This window comes from Cellulosimicrobium sp. BMG9.23, from assembly GCF_059159985.1.
The window spans coordinates 135,878-153,815 of sequence record NZ_JBZGBZ010000009.1 but is presented as its reverse complement, the minus strand read 5'-3'; the positions used below and the strand labels follow the sequence as shown (position 1 = coordinate 153,815).

Genomic DNA, 17,938 nt, shown 5'->3' with positions numbered 1-17,938 from the left:
GGTGAGCAAGCTCAGCCGCGAGCCCGGCCGAGCGGTGGACGAGTCTCAGCCGCGGCCCCTGCCCTGCATCGCCCGCAGGACCGCGTCGTAGACGTCGGTGTTGCGCTGCGCACCAGTGAGGCGCTCGGCACCGGGACCTTGCGCCGTGAGCGGCGTCGCCTCGCCCGTGTGGCCGCCCGTCGTCCAGTCGACGGTGAACTGCAGGTCGGAGCCCGCGAGGTCGAACGGGCCGTCCTCGGCGGTCGCGCCCTCGCCGCCCTCGTCCGCGTCGTCGACGTTCTCGATGGCGAGCCCGCCGGTGGCGTGGTCGCCCACGACGAGCACGAGGGTCCCGCGGTTCCTCTCGGCGAAGTCGATCGCGAGCGCGACCGTCTCGTCGAGCGCCTGCCCCGCCTGGATCGTGCGTGTCGCGTTGCTGCGGTGCGCGAACTCGTCCACGGCCTCCTCCTCGACCACGAGGAAGAACCCGTCGCGGTCGCGGGAGAGGGTGTCGAGCGCCTTGGCGGTCATGTCGACGAGCGGCACCTCGGGCTCGTACAGGTCGCCCTCGCCCTCGTTGCGCTGCTCGAACATCTCCTCGTTGGCGAACAGGCCGAGGAGCTTGCCCCGACCCGCCGCGTCGAGGCCCTCCGCGTCGCTCACGTACGTGTAGCCGAGCTGCTGCGCGCGCTCGACGAGGTTGCCCTCCGTGCTCTTGCTCTGCTCGGTCGGGTCCTTGGGTGGGTTGTCGGGCCAGGCGCCGGGGTCGCCCGCGGGCAGCCACCAGTCCTCGCCGCCGCCGAGGATGACGTCCGGCCGGGAGCTCTCGAGGAACTGCCGGGCGATCTCGCTCTGGTCGCCGCGGTCGGGCACGTGCGCGCCGAACGCGGCGGGCGTCGCGTCGGTGACCTGCGCCGTCGTCACGAGGCCCGTCGCCTTGCCGCGCTCCCGGGCACGCTCGAGGAGCGTCGGCACGGGGTTGCCGTCGGCGTCGACCCCGACCGCGCCGTTGTAGGTCCGCACGCCCGACGCGAACGCCGTCGCGCCGGCGGCCGAGTCGGTCACGGCCTCCTCGGGGTCGGCTGAGTCGGTCGTCGTCCAGCCCGCGTGCTCGAGCGAGTCCATGGCGAGCTGCCCGTCCTTGCCGACCGTGGCGAGCCGGATCAGCTCACGGTGCGACAGCCCGAGGCCGTCGCCCTGGATGAAGATCACGTTGCGGGCCCGGTCGCTACCCCCGCGGTCGTCCGGGCGGCCGTGGCCACCGCCCCGGTCGCCGTCCCCGCCCAGGGGCAGGACCGCGGCGAGCGCGATGCCGGCGGCGATGCCTGCTGCGCCGGACCTGAACGTGGTGCGTCGTGCATCCATGAGCTCTCCCTCGAGACTCTCGGCGTCGTCGGCCCGTGCGCCGCCGGGGTCCCCGGCGGTCGCGCGGCGGTGGGAGGCACCGTCGCGGGCCGGCGCCGACGGCGTCGTCGCCGTCGGACCCGACCCACGGTAGGTCCGGCCGGCGCGCCCACAACTCGGGACGACCCCGGCTCGGGACGACCCACCCGGGACACCACGCCCGGGACGCAGGTGCCGGTGACTGGTGACCGGGCCGGCTCCGGGAAGGTGACACGGTGTCTGGTCAATGTCACGTCCGTCGCGTCCGCTTCCCGGCGGGCGGGCCCGGCTCCAGGTGCCATGATCGAGACCATGCCCCCGTTCTCCCCCCAGGACGCCGCTGCCGCCCCCGCCGACGTCCCGTCCCCCCGTGCCGATGCCGCCGCGACCGCGGCCCCCGATCTCCGCCCGTACGACGCGCTGCTCCTGTACTCCTTCGGCGGGCCGAACCAGCCCGAGGACGTGGTGCCGTTCCTGCGCAACGTCACCGCCGGCAAGGGGATCCCGGACGCCCGGCTCGAGGAGGTCGGCGAGCACTACTACGGCTTCGGCGGCAAGAGCCCGATCAACGAGCAGAACCTCGCGCTCAAGGCCGCGCTCGAGGCCGAGCTCGCGCGCCGCGGCGTCGACCTGCCCGTCGTGTGGGGCAACCGCAACTGGGCGCCGTACACGGACGACGCGATCACCGAGCTCGAGGCGCTCGGCGCGCAGCGTGCCGTCGCGCTCGTGACCTCGGCCTACTCGTCGTACTCGGGCTGCCGCCAGTACCGGGAGGACCTCGCGGTGGTGCTCGAGAAGCGCGGTCAGCTCGGGCCGGAGGGCTCGACGGGCGTCCAGTTCGACAAGATCCGCTCGTACTTCAACCACCCGGGCTTCGCGGAGGCCAACGTCGACGCGGTGCTCGACGGCTTCGCGGCGCTCGCGGAGAAGGGCGGCGACGGCGCGGCTGCGCGGCTCGTCTTCGTCACGCACTCGATCCCGGACACCATGGAGGCGGCGTCGCGCATCGCTTTCGCGACGTACTCCGAGCAGCACCTCGATCTCGCGCGCGTCATCGTCGCGCAGGTCTCGGAGCGTCTCGGCCACGACGTCGCCTGGGACCTCGCCTACTGCTCGCGTTCCGGCCCGCCCAGCCAGCCGTGGCTCGAGCCCGACGTCAACGACCACCTCGAGGCGATCGCGGCCGAGGGCGTGCGCGACGTCGTGCTCTCGCCGATCGGCTTCGTGTCGGACCACATGGAGGTCGCGTACGACCTCGACACCGAGGCCCTGGAGACGGCAGCGAACCGCGGCCTGACGGCCGTGCGCGCCGGGACCGTCGGCACGCGGGAGCCGTTCGTGCGCGGGCTCGTCGACCTGCTGCTCGAGCGCGCGGCGATCGCGCGCGGCGAGGACGTCGCGGAGGCGACCGTGGGTCTGCTGCCCGCGTTCCGCTCCGTGTGCGCGCCCGGCTGCTGCCTGCGCCGCGACGGCGAGCCGAGCGGTGTCCCGGCGCTGTGCAGCACCGACCTGTACTCCTGAGCGCGTCCCGTAGTCGTCTCTCCACCCCAGACGAGGAGCCTGGCATCCCATGAGCACCGTTCCCGCCGGCGGCGAGCCCGCCGCCCGCGTCCCCGCCGACCACGACGAGATCAACGCGACGATCCGCTACGCGATGTGGTCGGTCTTCGCCACGGCCGCACCGCTGCCGTCGCACCCCGAGGAGCGGGCGGGGCTCGTGACCCAGGCGCTGGACGCAGTCGGCGGCGGCGACGACCCGGCCGCGACGGACGGCGACCTCGTGGTGCGCGGCTGGTACGACGTCGCGGGCCTGCGCTCGGACGCGGACCTCATGGTCTGGTGGCACGGTCCGACCGTCGAGTCCGTGCAGGGCGCCTACCAGCGCCTGCGCCAGAGCGGGCTCGGCGCCCACCTCGAGCCGGTGTGGTCGAACGTGGCGCTGCACCGCCCGGCCGAGTTCAACCGCGGGCACGTCCCCGCGTTCCTCGCGGGTGAGGCCCCGCGCGACTACCTGAGCGTCTACCCGTTCGTGCGCTCCTACGACTGGTACCTGCTGCCCGACGCCGAGCGCCGCACCATGCTGCGCGACCACGGCCTCGCCGCGAAGGACTACCCGGACGTGCGCGCCAACACGGTCGCGTCGTTCGCGCTCGGCGACTACGAGTGGATCCTCGCGTTCGAGGCCGACGAGCTGCACCGCATCGTCGACCTCATGCGCGAGCTCCGCGCGACCGAGGCGCGCCGCCACGTGCGCGAGGAGGTCCCGTTCTTCACCGGACCCCGCACCGCGCTCACCGCGTGGGCGGACCGCCAGCCGCTGGCCTGAGCCGGGCCGGTTCCCGCCGACCACGACATGGTGGCCGTCATCCACGGGGATGGCGACCGCCATGTCGTTCTCGGCAGCGGGTGGTGGTGTGCTCGTGACGTGAGCGGTTCCCGAGATGCTCAGCATGCTGAGTGATGCCAGGCTGGAGTCATGACGACCGCAGCCGCCCACCCGTCCGCCGCCACCTCGCCCGCTCCCTCCGACCGCGTCCGCCAGGTGGTGGTGCTCGTCGGCTCGCTCGTCGCCGCGGGTGCCGCGGCCTACGGCTCCGGCGCGTTCGGCGGGCAGGCGATCCAGGACGCCGCCGGGGGAGCGCTCTCGGCCACCGCCACGCCCGTCGCGCCCGACAACCCCGCGTTCCGCATCTGGTCGGTGATCTACCTCGGGCTCTTCGTCTTCGCGGTCTACCAGGTCCTGCCGCGCCGCGCGACGAACGCGCGCCTGCGCGCGACGGCCTGGTGGGTCCTCGCGTCCATGGTGCTCAACGCGGCGTGGATCGGTGTGGTCCAGGCAGGGTCGCTCGCAGGCAGCGTCGTCGTCATCGCGGCTCTGCTCGCGGTGCTGAGCGTGCTCGTCGTCCGGCTCGTGCGGACCGCACCGGACAGCACGGGCCAGGCTGTCGTGCTGGACGGCACGATCGGCCTGTACACCGGTTGGGTGAGCGTCGCGACGCTCGCGAACGTGTGCGCCGCGCTCTCGGACGCCGGGGTGGGCGAGCTCGGCCTCGGCGCGACGGGCTGGTCCGTGGTCGTCGTCGCACTGGCGGCCGCTCTGTCCGTGGCGTGGGCGGCGTACACCGCCCGACGCCGCGCGCTCGCCCTCGGCATCGGCCTCGCCATGTCGTGGGGGCTCGCGTGGGTCGCCGTCGGGCGGTTCACGGGTCCGCTCGAGGACACGACCGTGGCGTGGGCCGCCGTCGTCGCGTCGGTGGTCGCGCTCGGCGCGGCGCTCGTGGCGGTTCTGGTTCGCCGCCGCGGTTGAGCCGAGACCGGCCACGTCGACAGGACCGTTCGCCGACCACGGGGTCGGCCACCGGATCGGCCGATTTCCGGTGGAGAACTCCGTGCTCGGCGGTGGAGAACCCCGTGCTCGAGAGCTACGGGTACAGACCGCGGATCTGGTGCGCCTCCGCGACGCGCTGCACGCCGATGACGAGCGCGGCGTCGCGCAGGCTCAGCTCCTCGCGCCGCGCGAACGACGACACCTCGTCGTACGCGTGCTGCATGCGGTGCTCGAGCTTCTCGCCGATCTCCTGCGCGGTCCACCAGTACGCCTGGTTGGCCTGCACCCACTCGAAGTAGGAGACGACGACGCCGCCCGCGTTCGCGAGCACGTCCGGCACCACGGTCACGCCGTTCTTCGCCAGGACGCGGTCGCCCTCGGCGGTCGTGGGGCCGTTGGCACCCTCGACCACCCACCGTGCCCGGACGCGCCCGGCGGCGTCCTCGTCCAGCACGCCACCCACCGCGGCCGGCACGAGGACGTCGACGTCGAGCTCCAGGAGCGCGTCGTTGTCGATCGGAGCTCCTCGCTCGAAGCCGACCACGCTGCCCGTCGCGGCCACGTGCTCGAGCAGGCCGCGCACGTCGAGGCCGTCCGGGTCGTGCACGCCGCCGTACTGGTCCGACACAGCGACGACGCGTGCCCCGCGGGCCGCGAAGATCGCCGCGGCGTGCGACCCGACCTTGCCGAAGCCCTGGATCGCGACGCCGACCTCCGACAGGTCGGCGTCCTCCTCGGCGAGCGCGGCGCTGGTGACGTGCACGACGCCGGCCGAGGTCGCCGTCGTGCGCCCGAGCGAGCCGCCGACCGTGATGGGTTTGCCCGTGACCACACCGGGGATCGTGTACCCCTGGTTGACCGAGTACGTGTCCATGACCCAGGCCATCGTCTGCTCGTTCGTACCCATGTCGGGCGCCATGATGTCCCGCTCCGGCCCGATCACCGGCATGATCTCCGACGTGTAGCGGCGCGTGACGCGCTCGAGCTCGGCGTCGGAGTGCTCGCGGGGGTCGATCGTCACGCCGCCCTTCGCCCCGCCGTACGGCAGGTCGACGAGCGCGCACTTCCACGTCATCCACATGGCGAGCGCACGCACCTCGTCGAGGTCGACGCCGGGGGAGTACCGCAGCCCGCCCTTGCCGGGCCCGCGCGACACGTTGTGCTGGACGCGGTAGCCGTGGAACAGGACCGTCCGGCCGTCGTCGCGGCGCAGGGGGACGGCCACGTTCACCTCGCGCCGCGGTGTCGCGAGCATCTGGTGCAGGCCGTCGTCGTAGCCGAGGAAGCCGACCGCTCCGGCGAGCTGCGCGTGTGCGGTCGCGAGGGGCGAACCCGCGCCGGGGACGCGTCCCGCGAGCGGTGCGTCCTCGCGAGGGCCGGGCGCGGGAGGGGCCGCGGTCTCGGTGGGCAGGGTCGTCTGGGGTGCTGACGTCGTCGTCACTGGTCCTCCGGTTCGAGGTGGTCCCGGGCCCGGCGGGGGTGTGCCGGACCCGGGGCCACGCTACCGCGACGCGGGGGACACGCAGCGCGTCGTGGTTGGGGACCCGCTCAGCCCCCGAGGGCGTCGACCGCCGCGAGCTCCTCGGGTGTGAGCGAGAACCCCGTGACCTGGAAGTTCGCCTCGATGCGCTCCGGCGTGACGGACTTCGGGATGACCACGAAGCCGTGGTCGAGGTGCCAGCGCAGCACGACCTGCGTCGGCGTGACGCCGTGCGCCTCCGCGACCTCGGCGAGGACCGGCGCGTCGAGGTCGGTCCGCTTGAACGGGCTGTAGCCCTCGAGCAGGACGCCGCGCGTCGCGAGCTCCGCCGCCGTCTTCCGGTCGTAGTCCGCGGGGCTCCAGGGGATCTGGTCGACGGCGGGCGTCTCGCCGACCTGGTCGGAGAGGATGTCGACCTGCTCGACGGAGTAGTTGCTCACCCCGATCGAGCGCACCTTGCCCTCGTTGCGCAGCTCGACGAACTGCTCCCACACCCACGGCGACGCCTCGCCGGACGGCGGCCAGTGGATGAGCCACAGGTCGACGTAGTCGGTGCCGAGGTCCCGCAGCGACGCCTCGAGCGTCTCGCGCTCCTTCCCGGCGGCGTCCGGCGGGAGCTTCGTCGTGACGAACACGTCGGCGCGGTCCACGGTCGACTCCGCGAGCGCACGACCGACCTGCGACTCGTTGCCGTAGCCGGTCGCGGTGTCCACGTGCCGGTAGCCCACGTAGAGCGCGTGCCGCACGGAGCGGTAGGCGTCGTCGCCCTCGGACTGCCACGTGCCGAGGCCGAGGAGCGGGATGTCCCCGCCGGGGAGCGCCGCGGTGGGGATGCCGGATGTGTCGGGTCGTGAGGTGTCGGGTCCTGTCGTCATGGGCACCAGTCTTCGTGCCCGACGCCGACTCTCGCCACCCGGGGTTGGTCGCGTCTCGGCTGCCGAACCCCGGGTTGTGCGTCGCTGACGCGTGCCGCGCCCCGCCTGTCGGGTCACCGTCGCCCGCCGAACCCCGGGTTGTGCGTCGCTGACGGCCTCATGAGCCCGATAAACCGGGGTTCGGCGGCTGGCGGTGGCCGGAGACGGCGGCTCAGCGCGCGGTGCGGCGGCGGTGCTGCGCGGGGGTCTCGCCGGTGAGGCGTGCGAACGTGCGCGTGAACGACGGCTGGTCGTAGAAACCCGACGCCGCCGCGACCTCCGCGATCGTGCCCTCGCGCGCGGCGAGGAGCCGGGTCGCCCGGTCGACGCGCGTCCGCAGCACGAGCTGACGCGGGGTCACGCCGTAGACGCGCCGCACCCGCCGCTCGAGCGTCGCAGGGGTGCACCCCGCGGCGTCGGCGAGCCGCGCCGTCGTCCAGCGCGCGCCGAGGTCCGCCTCGACCGCCGCCACGAGCGCGGACAGCGAGGCCATCGTCTCGTCGTCGGCCGCACCGGCCCGGAGGTCGTGCGAGACGGACACGAGCCCGACGAGCCGGCCCGCGCCGTCGTGCACGGGCAGCTTCGCGGTGAGGAACCATCCGGACGTCCCGCCGAGGCGCCGGATGCGCTCGAGCTCACCGCGGAGCGGGCGGCCGGTCCGCAGCACCTCGGCGTCCTGCTCCTCGTAGCGCTCCGCGAGCTGCGGCACGAACAGGTCTCCGGCCCGTCGACCGACGACGGCGCGGCGCGAGCGCTCGGTCGTGCGCGCGACGAACACGGGGTTGACCGCGACGTAGCGCCCGGTGACGTCCTTCGCGCAGAACATGGTGTCGGGCAGCTCGTCCATGAGCGCGACCATCGCCGGGCTGAGCGCCGCGAGGAGCGCGTCCGCGGTCGCCGTGCCGGCGGAGGGCCGGAGCGGGTCGGCGTTGTCAGAGTGGGGTGCCATGTCGTCCCGGATCGTACAAGACAGGTCGCGCGCGGCGAGGCACGCTGGAGGGATGAGCGACGACGCCACGACGCGGCCTCTCCCCACCCCCGGAGCCGCTGCCGACACGACCATCACCTCGCCCGAGGACCTCGTCGACGACGCCGTCGCGCTGGCCCGCCGCTGGCTCGCCGCGAGCGAGAGCCCGGGCGACGCGCGGGCGCAGTCCCGCGAGCGACGCACGGCCGAGCGTCTGGGCGCGCTCGTCTCGGACCCCGCCGGGCTCGAGCTCGCCGTCCGGTTCGTCGACGACGTCGCGCGCCCCCACGACGCGCGCGTCGCCGCCCGTGCGCTCGCCCGGCTCGGCGAGCTCGTGGGCAGCGCGGGCTCGTTCCTCGGCCCGGTCGACCGCACGCTCCTGCAGGTCGGGGCGGGGGTCGCGCCCGTGCTGCCTTCGGTCGTGGTGCCGGCCGCGCGGTTCCGCCTGCGCCAGCTCGTCGGACACCTCGTGGCCGACGCCGGGAAGGGCCTCGGCGCGCACCTCGCCCGGACGCGGGCCGAGGGCTACGCGCTCAACGTCAACCTCCTGGGCGAGGCGGTGCTGGGCGAGGACGAGGCGCGCGCACGTCTGGAGCGCACGATCGCGCTCGTCGAGCGGCCCGACGTGGACTACGTGTCGGTCAAGGTGTCGTCGGTCGCGTCGCAGCTCGTCACGTGGGACCTCGAGGGGTCCCGCGACCGCGTCGTCGAGCGCCTGCTGCCGCTGTACCGCGCGGCGCGCGACCACGGCGTCTTCCTCAACCTCGACATGGAGGAGTACCGCGACCTCGCGCTGACGACCGAGGTCTTCCAGGCGGTCCTCGGCCGGGCGGAGTTCCGCGACCTCGAGGCCGGGATCGTCCTGCAGGCCTACCTGCCCGACGCGCTCGACGCCCTCGACGGGCTCACTGCGTTCGCGGCCGAGCGCGTCGCCGCGGGCGGGGCCCCGGTCAAGGTGCGGCTCGTCAAGGGCGCGAACCTCGCGATGGAGCACGTCGAGGCCGAGCTCCACGGATGGGCCCTCGCTCCGTACCCGACCAAGCCCGACGTCGACGCCAACTATGTCCGCCTGCTCGACCACGCCCTGCGCGCACCCCGCACCGACGCCGTGCGGATCGGCGTCGCGAGCCACAACCTGTTCCACGTCGCGCTCGCCGTGCTGCTCGGCCGGGCGCGCGGCGTGAGCCACGCGCTCGACGTCGAGATGCTCCAGGGCATGGCGCCGGGGGAGGCGCGCGCGGTCCGCGACGAGGTCGGCCGCGACCGCGTGGAGGCCGGACCGCACGCCGGGAGGGGCGGACGGGTCGTGCTCTACACCCCGGCCGTGCGCGACGAGGACTTCGACGTCGCGATCTCCTACCTCGTGCGGCGCCTCGAGGAGAACGCCGCCGAGCAGAACTTCCTCCACGCGATGTTCGCCGGCGACACGTCGGCCGACGGCGCACCGGGCGGCGGGAGCGGCGGCGCGATGAGCCGCCAGGAGGACGCGTTCCGCGCGTCGGTGCGCCACGGGGTGCACCACACCGAGGCCGACGTGACGCCGCGCCGCCGCTCGCGCGCGGAGGCGCCGTCCGCCGTCGGGCACCCCGCGGCTGCCGAACCCCGGTTTGCGCGGCCATCGGAGGTCGGATCGGGCGACAACCCGGGGTTCGGCAACGCACCTGACACCGATCCTGCCGTCGCCGAGCACCGCGCGTGGGCGCGGCGGGTGACGGGTCCGGACAGCGGGTTCGTGCCCGTCCGGACGCCGGAGCTGGCGACGACGGCCGAGGTGGACGACGTCGTCGCCCGGGCCGGCCGCGCCACCGCCGCCTGGTCCCGGGTCGCCCCGGCGGCGCGCGCGACCGCCCTGCGCGCCGTCGCGCGGCGCCTCGAGGAGGCGCGCACCGACCTCGTCGCCGCCATGGTGCACGAGCCGGGCAAGACCGTCGCCGAGGCGGACCCCGAGGTGAGCGAGGCCGTCGACTTCGCCGCCTACTACGCGGACCGGGCCGCCGAGCTCGACCCCGCGTCCGGTGCCTACCCGGGGGCGCGGTTCACGCCCGACGGCGTCACGCTCGTCACGCCGCCGTGGAACTTCCCCGTCGCGATCCCCGTCGGGGGCGTCCTCGCGGCGCTCGCGGCCGGGTCCGCGGTGATCGCCAAGCCCGCACCGCCCACGCCGCGCTGCCTCGAGGTCGCGGTCGACGCGATCCACGCGGGCCTGCGCGACGCCGTCGCGGCCGACCCCGCGCCCTTCGCCGCAGCCGGGCTGGTCGACCGGGCGGGCACCGAACCGGACGGCGGACCCGGCGCGCCGACGACCGACGACGTCGTGCAGTACGTCCGCGTGCCCGACGACGAGCGTGGCACCCACCTCGTCACGCACGACGGCATGGCGCGCGTCGTGCTCACCGGCTCCATCGAGACCGCCCAGCTCTTCGCGCGGTGGAAGCCGGAGCGCCCGGTCCTCGCGGAGACGTCGGGCAAGAACGCGCTCGTCGTCACGCCCTCCGCGGACCTCGACCTCGCCGTCGCGGACGTCGTGCGCTCCGCGTTCGGCCACGCGGGCCAGAAGTGCTCGGCGGCGTCGCTCGCGATCCTCGTCGGCTCGGCCGGCGACCCGGGCACGGAGACGGGGCGGCGCGTGCGGCGCCAGCTCGTCGACGCGGTCCGCTCGCTCGCGGTCGGTCCGCCGACCGACCTGTCGACGACCATGGGCCCGCTCACCGAGCCGGCGTCCGGCAAGCTCCTGCGGGCTCTGACGACTCTCGAGGAGGGTGAGTCCTGGCTCGTCGAGCCGCGCTGCCTGGACGCGGGCGAGGACGGGACGGGCAGGCTCTGGACGCCCGGCCTCAAGGAGGGCGTGCGGCCCGGGTCCGCGTTCCACCTCACCGAGTACTTCGGGCCCGTCCTCGGCCTCATGACGGCCGCGACGCTCGACGAGGCGGTCGCGCTGCAGAACGCCGTGCCGTTCGGCCTCACCGGCGGCATCCACAGCCTCGACGACGACGAGGTCGCGCGCTGGCTCGACGCGGTCGAAGTGGGCAACGCGTACGTCAACCGCCACATCACCGGTGCGATCGTGCAGCGCCAGTCGTTCGGCGGCTGGAAGCAGTCGGCCGTCGGGCCGGGCGCCAAGGCGGGCGGGCCGAACTACGTGGCGCAGCTCGGCCGGTGGGACGACGAGGTCGCGGGCGACCCTGCGTCGTCGCAGGACGTGCCCGACGGCGGACTGCCGCCCGTGCGCGACGTCTCGCCCGAGCAGTGGCTCGCGTGGGCGAGGGCCGACGACGCGCGGTGGTGGGCCCGGGAGTTCTCGGTCGACCACGACCCCTCGCACCTGGAGGCCGAGTCGAACGTGTTCCGCTACCGGCCGGTCGACCTCCTCACCGTGCGCGTGGGCTCCGACGCCCGGGCCGTGGAGGTCGAGCGCGTGCTGCACGCCGCGCGCACCGTGGGCGTGCCCGCGGTGGTCGTCCCCGCGCCCGGCGCACCGGGGGCGGCACGTGCGACGGAGGTGAACGACGAGGACTTCGCCGCGCGCGTGGCGGACGGCCGCGTGCACGGGCGGGTCCGCGTCGTCGGCTCCGCGCCCGGGCTGCACGACGCCGCGGCGGGCCGCGTCGGCGACGTGACGGTCCTCGACCACCCCGTCGTCGCGAGCGGTCGGCGCGAGCTCCTCGCGCTGCTGCACGAGCAGGCCGTGAGCCGCACGACGCACCGGTACGGCCACGTGCGACGCTGACGACGCGCCCGGGCGCGACCCGGCGGAGCGACGGAGGACCGGGCTCGTCGGCGAGGGCGTCAGTCGGAACGCACGACGTCCACCGTCGACGCCCCGCGGAAGGCGGCGAGCCGCTCGGCCTGGGCCACGACGGCGGCGTCGAGCGGCGCGTCCCAGGCCGTCCAGGGGTCGATGACCACGGTGAGGCGCCGACCCGACGCCCGGGGCCGCCACGTCCCGACCACCTCGGAGCCGGCGAGCACCGCCCCGGGACGCCCGAGCGTGCGCCACAGGTCCTTGGCTCGGGACGCGTCGGGGACCAGCAGGTGGCGGTCCCGGAGCTGGAGGTAGACGTCGTACGGACCGAGGAGCCGGACCCGTGGGGTGCCGTCACGGTCGGAGAGCCGGTCCGCCGCACCGGCGAACGCGTCCGCGTCGTCGGCGAGAACCCACCGCTGCGCGCGCCGGCCCTCCCCGGAGGCGTCCTCGTCCACCACGTCGACGGCGACGGCGTCCTCGGGCCACGCGGCGCGCACGTCGCGGACGGGCGCGTCGAGGAAGGCCGCGACGTCCTGCACGCTCGCCGGGCCGAGCAGGCGCAGGTACGCGCGCACGACGTCGAACCGCGGGTCCGCCTCGTCGGCCAGCCGCCGGTAGAGCGGAGCGTCGAGCCCGGCCGCGCGGCGCAGGACCGGCGGCGAGGTCCCGGGCTCGAGCTCGAGCCCGGCCTGCAGGGCCGCGAGACGGAACGTCATCTCGTAGCTGTGCGTCGCCCCGCACGGGCGGCACCAGCGCAGGAAGGGCTCGTCGAGCCGCTCGGTGAGCCGGGTGGACAGGTCGCCCTTGACGGTCGGCGCCGCCACGATCGCGCGCTCGTTCTCGGCGACGGTGCGCAGCGCGTCCAGCACCGAGATCCCGGCCGCGCGCAGGGGCCGGCTCGCGTCGTACACGCGCTTCGCGGCGTCGGCCTCCGACAGCGGCGCCGTGGCGACGGCGACGGACGCGAGGTCGGCGCGACGGTACGCGTGCGGCGCGCCGCGCAGCGTCCAGGCGAGCGCGAGGTCGCCGGGGTCCGCCGGGGGAGCCCCGCGCACCTCGAGAGCCCAGCGCGCGCCGTCGGGCCCGGTGTCCTGGACGCCCAGGTCGAGGACCGCCGCGTCGAGCGGAGAACGGGCTGCCCCGGCGTCGCGGTCCAGCTCCTGCGCGCGCCGACGGAAGGCGAGGACGGCGGCACGCGTGACGCGCCGCGGCGTGCCCGCGCGCGAGGCCGGGTCGTTCGTGGTCACGACCCCACGCTACGACCGGATGTCAGACCGAGTCGCGCTCCACGAGCTCGGGCGAGAGCACGCACGAGCTCACCTCGTCCGAGCGGTGCGCGACGAGGTCCAGCAGCAGGTCCGTCGCGTTGCGCACCATCTCGACCATCGGGTTCTGGACCGTCGTCAGCGGCGGCGAGGTCGTCGCGGCGTTCGCGAGGTTGTCGAAGCCGACCACGGAGACGTCGCCGGGGACGCTGCGCCCGTGCTGGGCGAGGACGCGCATCGCGCCCTCGGCCATGAGGTCCGACGCGGCGAAGAGGCCGTCGACGTCCGGGTGGTCGGCGAGGATCCGCTCCATCGCCGCGGCTCCGCCCGAGGCGGCGAAGTCGCCCACCTCGACGGCGTCGTCGGGCAGGCCGGCGTCGCGCAGCACCTCGCGCCACCCCGTGAGCCGGTCGACGCCCGCGGTCATGTCCTGCGGGCCGGCGATCGTGGCGATCCTGCGGCACCCGGCCTCGACGAGGCGCCGCGCGGCGAGCCGCCCGCCCTCGACGTTGTCCACGTCCACGTAGACGAGGTCGGGCGTGGGGCGGAACGGACGACCGACGAACACGGCGGGCAGGCGCGTCGCGAGCAGCGCCTCCTCGAGCTCGTCGTCGCGGTGGTGCGACGCCACGATCGCGCCGTCGACGTGACCGCTGCGCAGGTAGCGCACGATCCGCCCGGGCTGCTCGTCCGGTCGGGCGAACAGGAGGACGAGCTGGAGGTCCGTCCCGCCGAGAGCCGCGCTCACGCCCCGCATCGTGCCGGCGAGGAACGGGTCGGTGAGGATGCGCTCGTCGGGCTCGGGCACCACGAGCGCGATCGAGTCGGTGCGGCGCGTCACGAGCGACCGCGCGGCGCGGTTCGGCATGTAGCCGAGCTCGGCGACGGCCGCGTCGACCGCCGCCTGCGCCTCGGGGGAGACGCGCAGACCACCGTTGATCGCGCGCGACGCCGTCGACCGGGAGACCCCTGCCGCCTGGGCCACCTCGTCCAGGGTCGGGGCGATGCTCGGAGTGCTCATCCGACCAGTATCCCGCGTCCCGCCCCGAACGGACCCGGGGGCGGGACGAGACGGCGTCACGGCGCTCATCAGGGCCTCGAGTCGCCCTGCGAGTCGTCCTGCGCGTCGTCCCGGGCGGGGACGACGTTCGCCTGCGCGACGCGCGCGTACCACCGGCCGCTGGCCTTGACCGTGCGCTCCTGCGTCTCGTAGTCGACGCGGACGATGCCGAAGCGCTTGGTGTAGCCGAGGGCCCACTCGAAGTTGTCCATGAGCGACCACGCGAAGTAGCCGCGCACGTCGGCGCCGGCGTCGATCGCGTCCTTCGTCGCGCGCAGGTGCGCGTCGAGGAAGCCGAGCCGGTCCTGGTCGTCGACCGAGCCGTCGGCCTCCACCGTGTCGGGGTAGGCGGCGCCGTTCTCGGTGACGTACATGCTCACGCCGAGCGGGCCGGTGTACTCCTCCTGCAGACGGGTGAGCAGGCGGGTCAGACCCTCCGGCTGCACCTCCCAGCCCATGTCCGTGAGGGGCAGGCCGCGCGAGTGGCCGTGGACGCCGTCCGCGGCGGGGTAGGGCGAGGACGTCTCGCGCACGGGGACGCCGTCCGACGCCTCTCCGTCCTCCGGGCGCACTCCCTCGGGACGCGTGCCGCCGTCCGCCGAGCCGGTCTCCTGCGGGCGGGCCGAGAACGCACCGCCGTTGTAGTAGTTCACGCCGAGCGTGTCGATCGGGGTGGAGACGATCTCGAGGTCGCCGTCCCGGACGTGGTCGAGCAGCCCGTAGGGCGCGACGTCGTCGAGCAGGTCCTGCGGGTAGGCGCCGCGGAACAGCGGGTCGAGGAAGACACGGTTGAACTGGCCGTCGATCCGGCGGGCGGCGTCGACGTCGGCGGGGTCGGTGGGGTCGACGGGGTCCGCGACCGTGAAGTTCAGGGTGATCCCCAGGTTCGCCTGCGGGGCGCGCTCGCGCAGCGCCTGCACCGCGAGGCCGTGGCCCAGCAGGAGGTGGTGCGCGGCGGCGAGCCCGTCCGGGCGCGACCGGCGGCCCGGGGCGTGCGCGCCGGCGGTGTACCCGAGGAACGCGGAGCACCACGGCTCGTTGAGCGTCGTCCACACCCCGACGCGGTCGCCGAGCGCCTCGTGCATCGTCACGGCGTACTCGGCGAAGAGGAACGCGGTGTCGCGGTTCGTCCACCCGCCCTTCTCCTCGAGCGCCTGCGGGAGGTCCCAGTGGTAGAGCGTGATCCACGGGAGGATCTCGGCGTCGAGGAGCTCGTCGACGAGGCGGTCGTAGAACGCGAGGCCCTGGGGGTTCACCGCGCCACCGTCCGGGCGGACGCGGGCCCACGAGCTCGAGAAGCGGTACGCGCCGAGGTTCAGCTCGCGCATCAGCGCGACGTCCTCGCGGTACCGGTGGTAGTGGTCGCACGCGACCAGGCCGTCGTCACCGTTCACCACGGCGCCGGGGACGCGTGCGAAGGCGTCCCACACCGAGTCCTTGCGGCCGTCGGTCTGCCCGGCGCCCTCGATCTGGAACGACGCGGTCGCGGCACCCCAGAGGAATCCGTGCGGCATCTCGACGCGGCCGGTGGCCGTTGCCGGGTTGGGCGCGAGCGGCGTGGACGGGACGAAGAGGCTCATGGGTCGATTGTCCTTCGAGTGGTACGGGTGGACCTCCGGGCGGGCTCCGGTCAGGAGCCCGCCCGGCGGTCGGGTACGGAGTCGGGCGAGGCGGTCAGCCCTTGACGGCGCCCTGCATGATGCCCGCGACGAGCTGGCGCCCCGTGAACATGAAGATCACGATGAGCGGCAGCGTCACGAGGAAGATGCCCGCCATGACGAGCGAGTAGTCGACGAAGAAGTTCGACTGCAGGGACCGGACGACGAGGGGCAGCGTCGGATTGCTCTGGTTGAGCACGATGGACGGCCAGAAGAAGTTGGTCCATTGCTGCACGAACGTGAACAGGCCGAGCATCGCAGCGGCGGGCCGAGCCGCCGGGAGGGCGATCGACCAGAACGTGCGGAACATCGACGCGCCGTCGACACGCGCGGCCTCGATGAGCTCGTACGGCAGCGCCTCACCGAGGTACTGGGTCATCCAGAAGACGCCGAACGCCGTGACGAGGGCCGGGACGATGACCGCCTGCAGCTTGCCGATCCACCCCAGGTCCGACATGAGGATGTACATCGGGATGACGCCGAGCTGGGTCGGGACCGCCATCGTGGCGATGACGAAGACCAGCAGCGGGCCGCGCCCCTTGAACCGGAGCTTGGAGAACGAGAACCCGGCGAGCGTCGAGAACAGCACGACGGACAGGGACGTGATCACCGCGATGACGACGGAGTTCCACGCCGCCTTCCAGAAGTTGATCGCGTCCGAGCTGATGACCGCGCCGAACTGGGTGAACAGACTCGCGTCCGGCAGGAGCTGCGGCAGGCCGCTGCGGGAGATCTCCTCGGGCGTCGACGACCCCAGGATGAGGGTGAAGTACAGCGGGAAGACCGAGATCAGGATGACGATCCCGAGCAGCGTGTAGGTGACCCAGCGGGGGCGGCGCTGGGTGCCGCCGACGTTCTTGCCTGCGGAACGGCGGCGGGCGGCGGCGCGTGCGGCGCCCGGCCCGGCGGTCTGGGCGACGACGGGGACGGAGCTCATCGCTTCCTCCGATCGGTGGTGCTGGGCGTGGAGCCGCCTGCGGACGGTCCGACGTGACGGGCGGGGGAGGACGGCTGCGCCGACGCGGCGAGCTCGGCTCGTGCGCGGGCGGCGCGTCGCCGGCGATCTCGGCGGGAGTCGCCCGTGGGCGCCCCCGAGGTCGAGATCCGTCGCGTCACGAGGAAGTTGACCATCCCGATGAGCAGGATGAGGAGGAAGAGCAACCAGGCGATCGCGGCCGCGCGGCCGAAGTTCTTCTGGTTCCCCCACGCGACGTCGTAGAGGTAGAGCACCGTGGTCATCCACTGCCGGTCGGCGCCGCCGAGGCCCTGCGCGTCGTACATGCGCGGCTCGTCGAAGATCTGCAGACCGCCGATGGTCGACGTGATGACCACGAAGATGATCGTCGCGCGGATCTGCGGGACCGTCACGGAGAAGAACTGGCGGACGCGGCCGGCGCCGTCGATGATCGCGGCCTCGTAGAGCTCGCGCGGCACGGCCTGCATCGCGGCGAGGAAGATCAGCGCGTTGTAGCCGGTCCAGCGGAAGTTGACCATCGAGGAGATGGCGACGTGGCTCGCGAAGGTGTCGGCGTGCCAGCGGACCGGGTCGACGCCGACGACGGCGAGGATCTCGTTGATGAGGCCGTACTGGTCGGCGAAGAGGCGGCCGAAGATCATCGACACGGCGACCGGTGCGACCACGTAGGGGAGCAGGACGCCCATGCGCCAGAACGTCGCCGTGCGCAGGTTCTGGTCGAGCAGCGCGGCGATCCCGATCGCGGCGATGACCTGCGGCACCGACGAGAGGATGAAGATCGACAGCGTGTTGCGCAGCGACTTCCAGAACGTGGGCTGCGCGAGGACGTCGGAGTAGTTCTGGAGACCGACGAAGTCGCCCTGGCCGCCCAGGAGGTTCCACTCGAACACCGACACGACGGCCGTGTAGACGAGCGGGAACAGGCCGGTGATCGCGAAGATCACGAAGAACGGCGAGATGTAGAGGTAGGGGGACACCTTGACGTCCCAGCGGCTCATGCGCTGGGAGAAGCCGAGGCGGCGCGGTGCGCGCTCTTTCGGCCCGCGGAGCCCTGGTGAGGGCTGGGTGGGGGTGAGGACGGCCATGTGAGTTCCTGTGCGGCGGGTGGCGTCGTCGGTCCGGAGGACGAGCGACGCGGTGCGGTGGGCGGGCGGGTGCGCCCGAGGACGCACGGCGGGGACCG

The 17,938-nt window shown here is 74.1% G+C and carries 13 protein-coding genes; 4 read left to right on the top strand and 9 right to left on the bottom strand.

Annotation, left to right across the window (positions count from 1 at the left end; genetic code table 11):
* Positions 1–45 precede the first annotated feature (45 nt).
* Positions 46–1,344: an alkaline phosphatase gene (locus tag AC4H2G_RS16890; protein WP_494366890.1), complete on the bottom strand. Its 1,299-nt coding sequence runs from the start codon at positions 1,342–1,344 to the stop codon at positions 46–48.
* A gap of 330 nt (positions 1,345–1,674) precedes the next feature.
* Here AC4H2G_RS16890 and AC4H2G_RS16885 point away from each other — a divergent pair, with 330 nt between their 5' ends.
* The 3 genes from AC4H2G_RS16885 (at position 1,675) to AC4H2G_RS16875 (ending at position 4,669) form a co-directional block, all read left to right on the top strand.
* Complete coding sequence (locus AC4H2G_RS16885) at positions 1,675–2,883, top strand: ferrochelatase (RefSeq protein ID WP_494366889.1); 1,209 nt, start codon at positions 1,675–1,677, stop codon at positions 2,881–2,883.
* A gap of 49 nt (positions 2,884–2,932) precedes the next feature.
* Positions 2,933–3,688: a hydrogen peroxide-dependent heme synthase gene (gene hemQ / locus AC4H2G_RS16880; RefSeq protein WP_494366888.1), complete on the top strand. Its 756-nt coding sequence runs from the start codon at positions 2,933–2,935 to the stop codon at positions 3,686–3,688.
* A gap of 150 nt (positions 3,689–3,838) precedes the next feature.
* A complete protein-coding gene (locus tag AC4H2G_RS16875; RefSeq protein ID WP_494366887.1) occupies positions 3,839–4,669 on the top strand; it encodes a TspO-related membrane protein in 831 nt (276 codons plus the stop codon).
* A 115-nt stretch (positions 4,670–4,784) separates the two neighbouring features.
* Here AC4H2G_RS16875 and AC4H2G_RS16870 read toward each other — a convergent pair whose 3' ends face one another.
* The 3 genes from AC4H2G_RS16870 to AC4H2G_RS16860 all read right to left on the bottom strand — a co-directional run bounded on the left by AC4H2G_RS16870 (position 4,785) and on the right by AC4H2G_RS16860 (position 8,033).
* A complete protein-coding gene (locus tag AC4H2G_RS16870) occupies positions 4,785–6,131 on the bottom strand; it encodes a Glu/Leu/Phe/Val family dehydrogenase (protein ID WP_494366886.1) in 1,347 nt (448 codons plus the stop codon).
* A 107-nt stretch (positions 6,132–6,238) separates the two neighbouring features.
* The gene (locus tag AC4H2G_RS16865; protein WP_494366885.1) at positions 6,239–7,045 is read right to left on the bottom strand and encodes an aldo/keto reductase; all 807 of its coding nucleotides are present in this window, start codon (positions 7,043–7,045) and stop codon (positions 6,239–6,241) included.
* Between the two features lie 211 nt (positions 7,046–7,256).
* Positions 7,257–8,033, bottom strand: a complete 777-nt coding sequence (locus AC4H2G_RS16860; RefSeq protein ID WP_494366884.1) for a helix-turn-helix transcriptional regulator — start codon at positions 8,031–8,033, stop codon at positions 7,257–7,259.
* A 52-nt stretch (positions 8,034–8,085) separates the two neighbouring features.
* On the opposite strand from AC4H2G_RS16860, the gene AC4H2G_RS16855 reads away from it, so the two are divergent.
* Complete coding sequence (locus AC4H2G_RS16855; RefSeq protein ID WP_494366883.1) at positions 8,086–11,778, top strand: proline dehydrogenase family protein; 3,693 nt, start codon at positions 8,086–8,088, stop codon at positions 11,776–11,778.
* A 59-nt stretch (positions 11,779–11,837) separates the two neighbouring features.
* On the opposite strand, the gene AC4H2G_RS16850 is transcribed toward AC4H2G_RS16855, so the two are convergent.
* From AC4H2G_RS16850 to AC4H2G_RS16830, 5 genes are all read right to left on the bottom strand, one after another.
* Positions 11,838–13,043, bottom strand: coding sequence for a DNA glycosylase AlkZ-like family protein (locus AC4H2G_RS16850; protein WP_494366882.1), 1,206 nt, complete (start codon positions 13,041–13,043; stop codon positions 11,838–11,840).
* Between the two features lie 22 nt (positions 13,044–13,065).
* Entirely contained in the window at positions 13,066–14,082 is a 1,017-nt protein-coding gene (locus AC4H2G_RS16845; protein WP_494366881.1) for a LacI family DNA-binding transcriptional regulator, read from the bottom strand.
* A gap of 68 nt (positions 14,083–14,150) precedes the next feature.
* Positions 14,151–15,701 carry a glycoside hydrolase family 1 protein gene (locus tag AC4H2G_RS16840; RefSeq protein ID WP_494366880.1) on the bottom strand — a complete coding sequence of 517 codons (1,551 nt, stop codon included), beginning with the start codon at positions 15,699–15,701 and terminating at the stop codon, positions 14,151–14,153.
* 94 nt (positions 15,702–15,795) lie between these two features.
* On the bottom strand, positions 15,796–16,716 hold the full coding sequence (locus AC4H2G_RS16835) for a carbohydrate ABC transporter permease (protein ID WP_435736744.1): 921 nt from the start codon (positions 16,714–16,716) through the stop codon (positions 15,796–15,798).
* Positions 16,713–17,840, bottom strand: a complete 1,128-nt coding sequence (locus tag AC4H2G_RS16830; RefSeq protein ID WP_494366879.1) for a carbohydrate ABC transporter permease — start codon at positions 17,838–17,840, stop codon at positions 16,713–16,715. The genes AC4H2G_RS16835 and AC4H2G_RS16830 overlap by 4 nt, the downstream gene beginning before the upstream one ends.
* Between the last annotated feature and the right edge of the window lie 98 nt (positions 17,841–17,938).

Bases quoted from the DNA above. Each gene is read 5' to 3' on its own strand.
- AC4H2G_RS16890 (WP_494366890.1), bottom strand. From the start codon at position 1,344: ATGGATGCACGACGCACCACGTTCAGGTCCGGCGCAGCAGGCATCGCC.
- AC4H2G_RS16885 (WP_494366889.1), top strand. From the start codon at position 1,675: ATGCCCCCGTTCTCCCCCCAGGACGCCGCTGCCGCCCCCGCCGACGTC.
- hemQ (WP_494366888.1), top strand. From the start codon at position 2,933: ATGAGCACCGTTCCCGCCGGCGGCGAGCCCGCCGCCCGCGTCCCCGCC.
- AC4H2G_RS16875 (WP_494366887.1), top strand. From the start codon at position 3,839: ATGACGACCGCAGCCGCCCACCCGTCCGCCGCCACCTCGCCCGCTCCC.
- AC4H2G_RS16865 (WP_494366885.1), bottom strand. From the start codon at position 7,045: ATGACGACAGGACCCGACACCTCACGACCCGACACATCCGGCATCCCC.
- AC4H2G_RS16860 (WP_494366884.1), bottom strand. From the start codon at position 8,033: ATGGCACCCCACTCTGACAACGCCGACCCGCTCCGGCCCTCCGCCGGC.
- AC4H2G_RS16855 (WP_494366883.1), top strand. From the start codon at position 8,086: ATGAGCGACGACGCCACGACGCGGCCTCTCCCCACCCCCGGAGCCGCT.
- AC4H2G_RS16845 (WP_494366881.1), bottom strand. From the start codon at position 14,082: ATGAGCACTCCGAGCATCGCCCCGACCCTGGACGAGGTGGCCCAGGCG.
- AC4H2G_RS16840 (WP_494366880.1), bottom strand. From the start codon at position 15,701: ATGAGCCTCTTCGTCCCGTCCACGCCGCTCGCGCCCAACCCGGCAACG.
- AC4H2G_RS16835 (WP_435736744.1), bottom strand. From the start codon at position 16,716: ATGAGCTCCGTCCCCGTCGTCGCCCAGACCGCCGGGCCGGGCGCCGCA.
- AC4H2G_RS16830 (WP_494366879.1), bottom strand. From the start codon at position 17,840: ATGGCCGTCCTCACCCCCACCCAGCCCTCACCAGGGCTCCGCGGGCCG.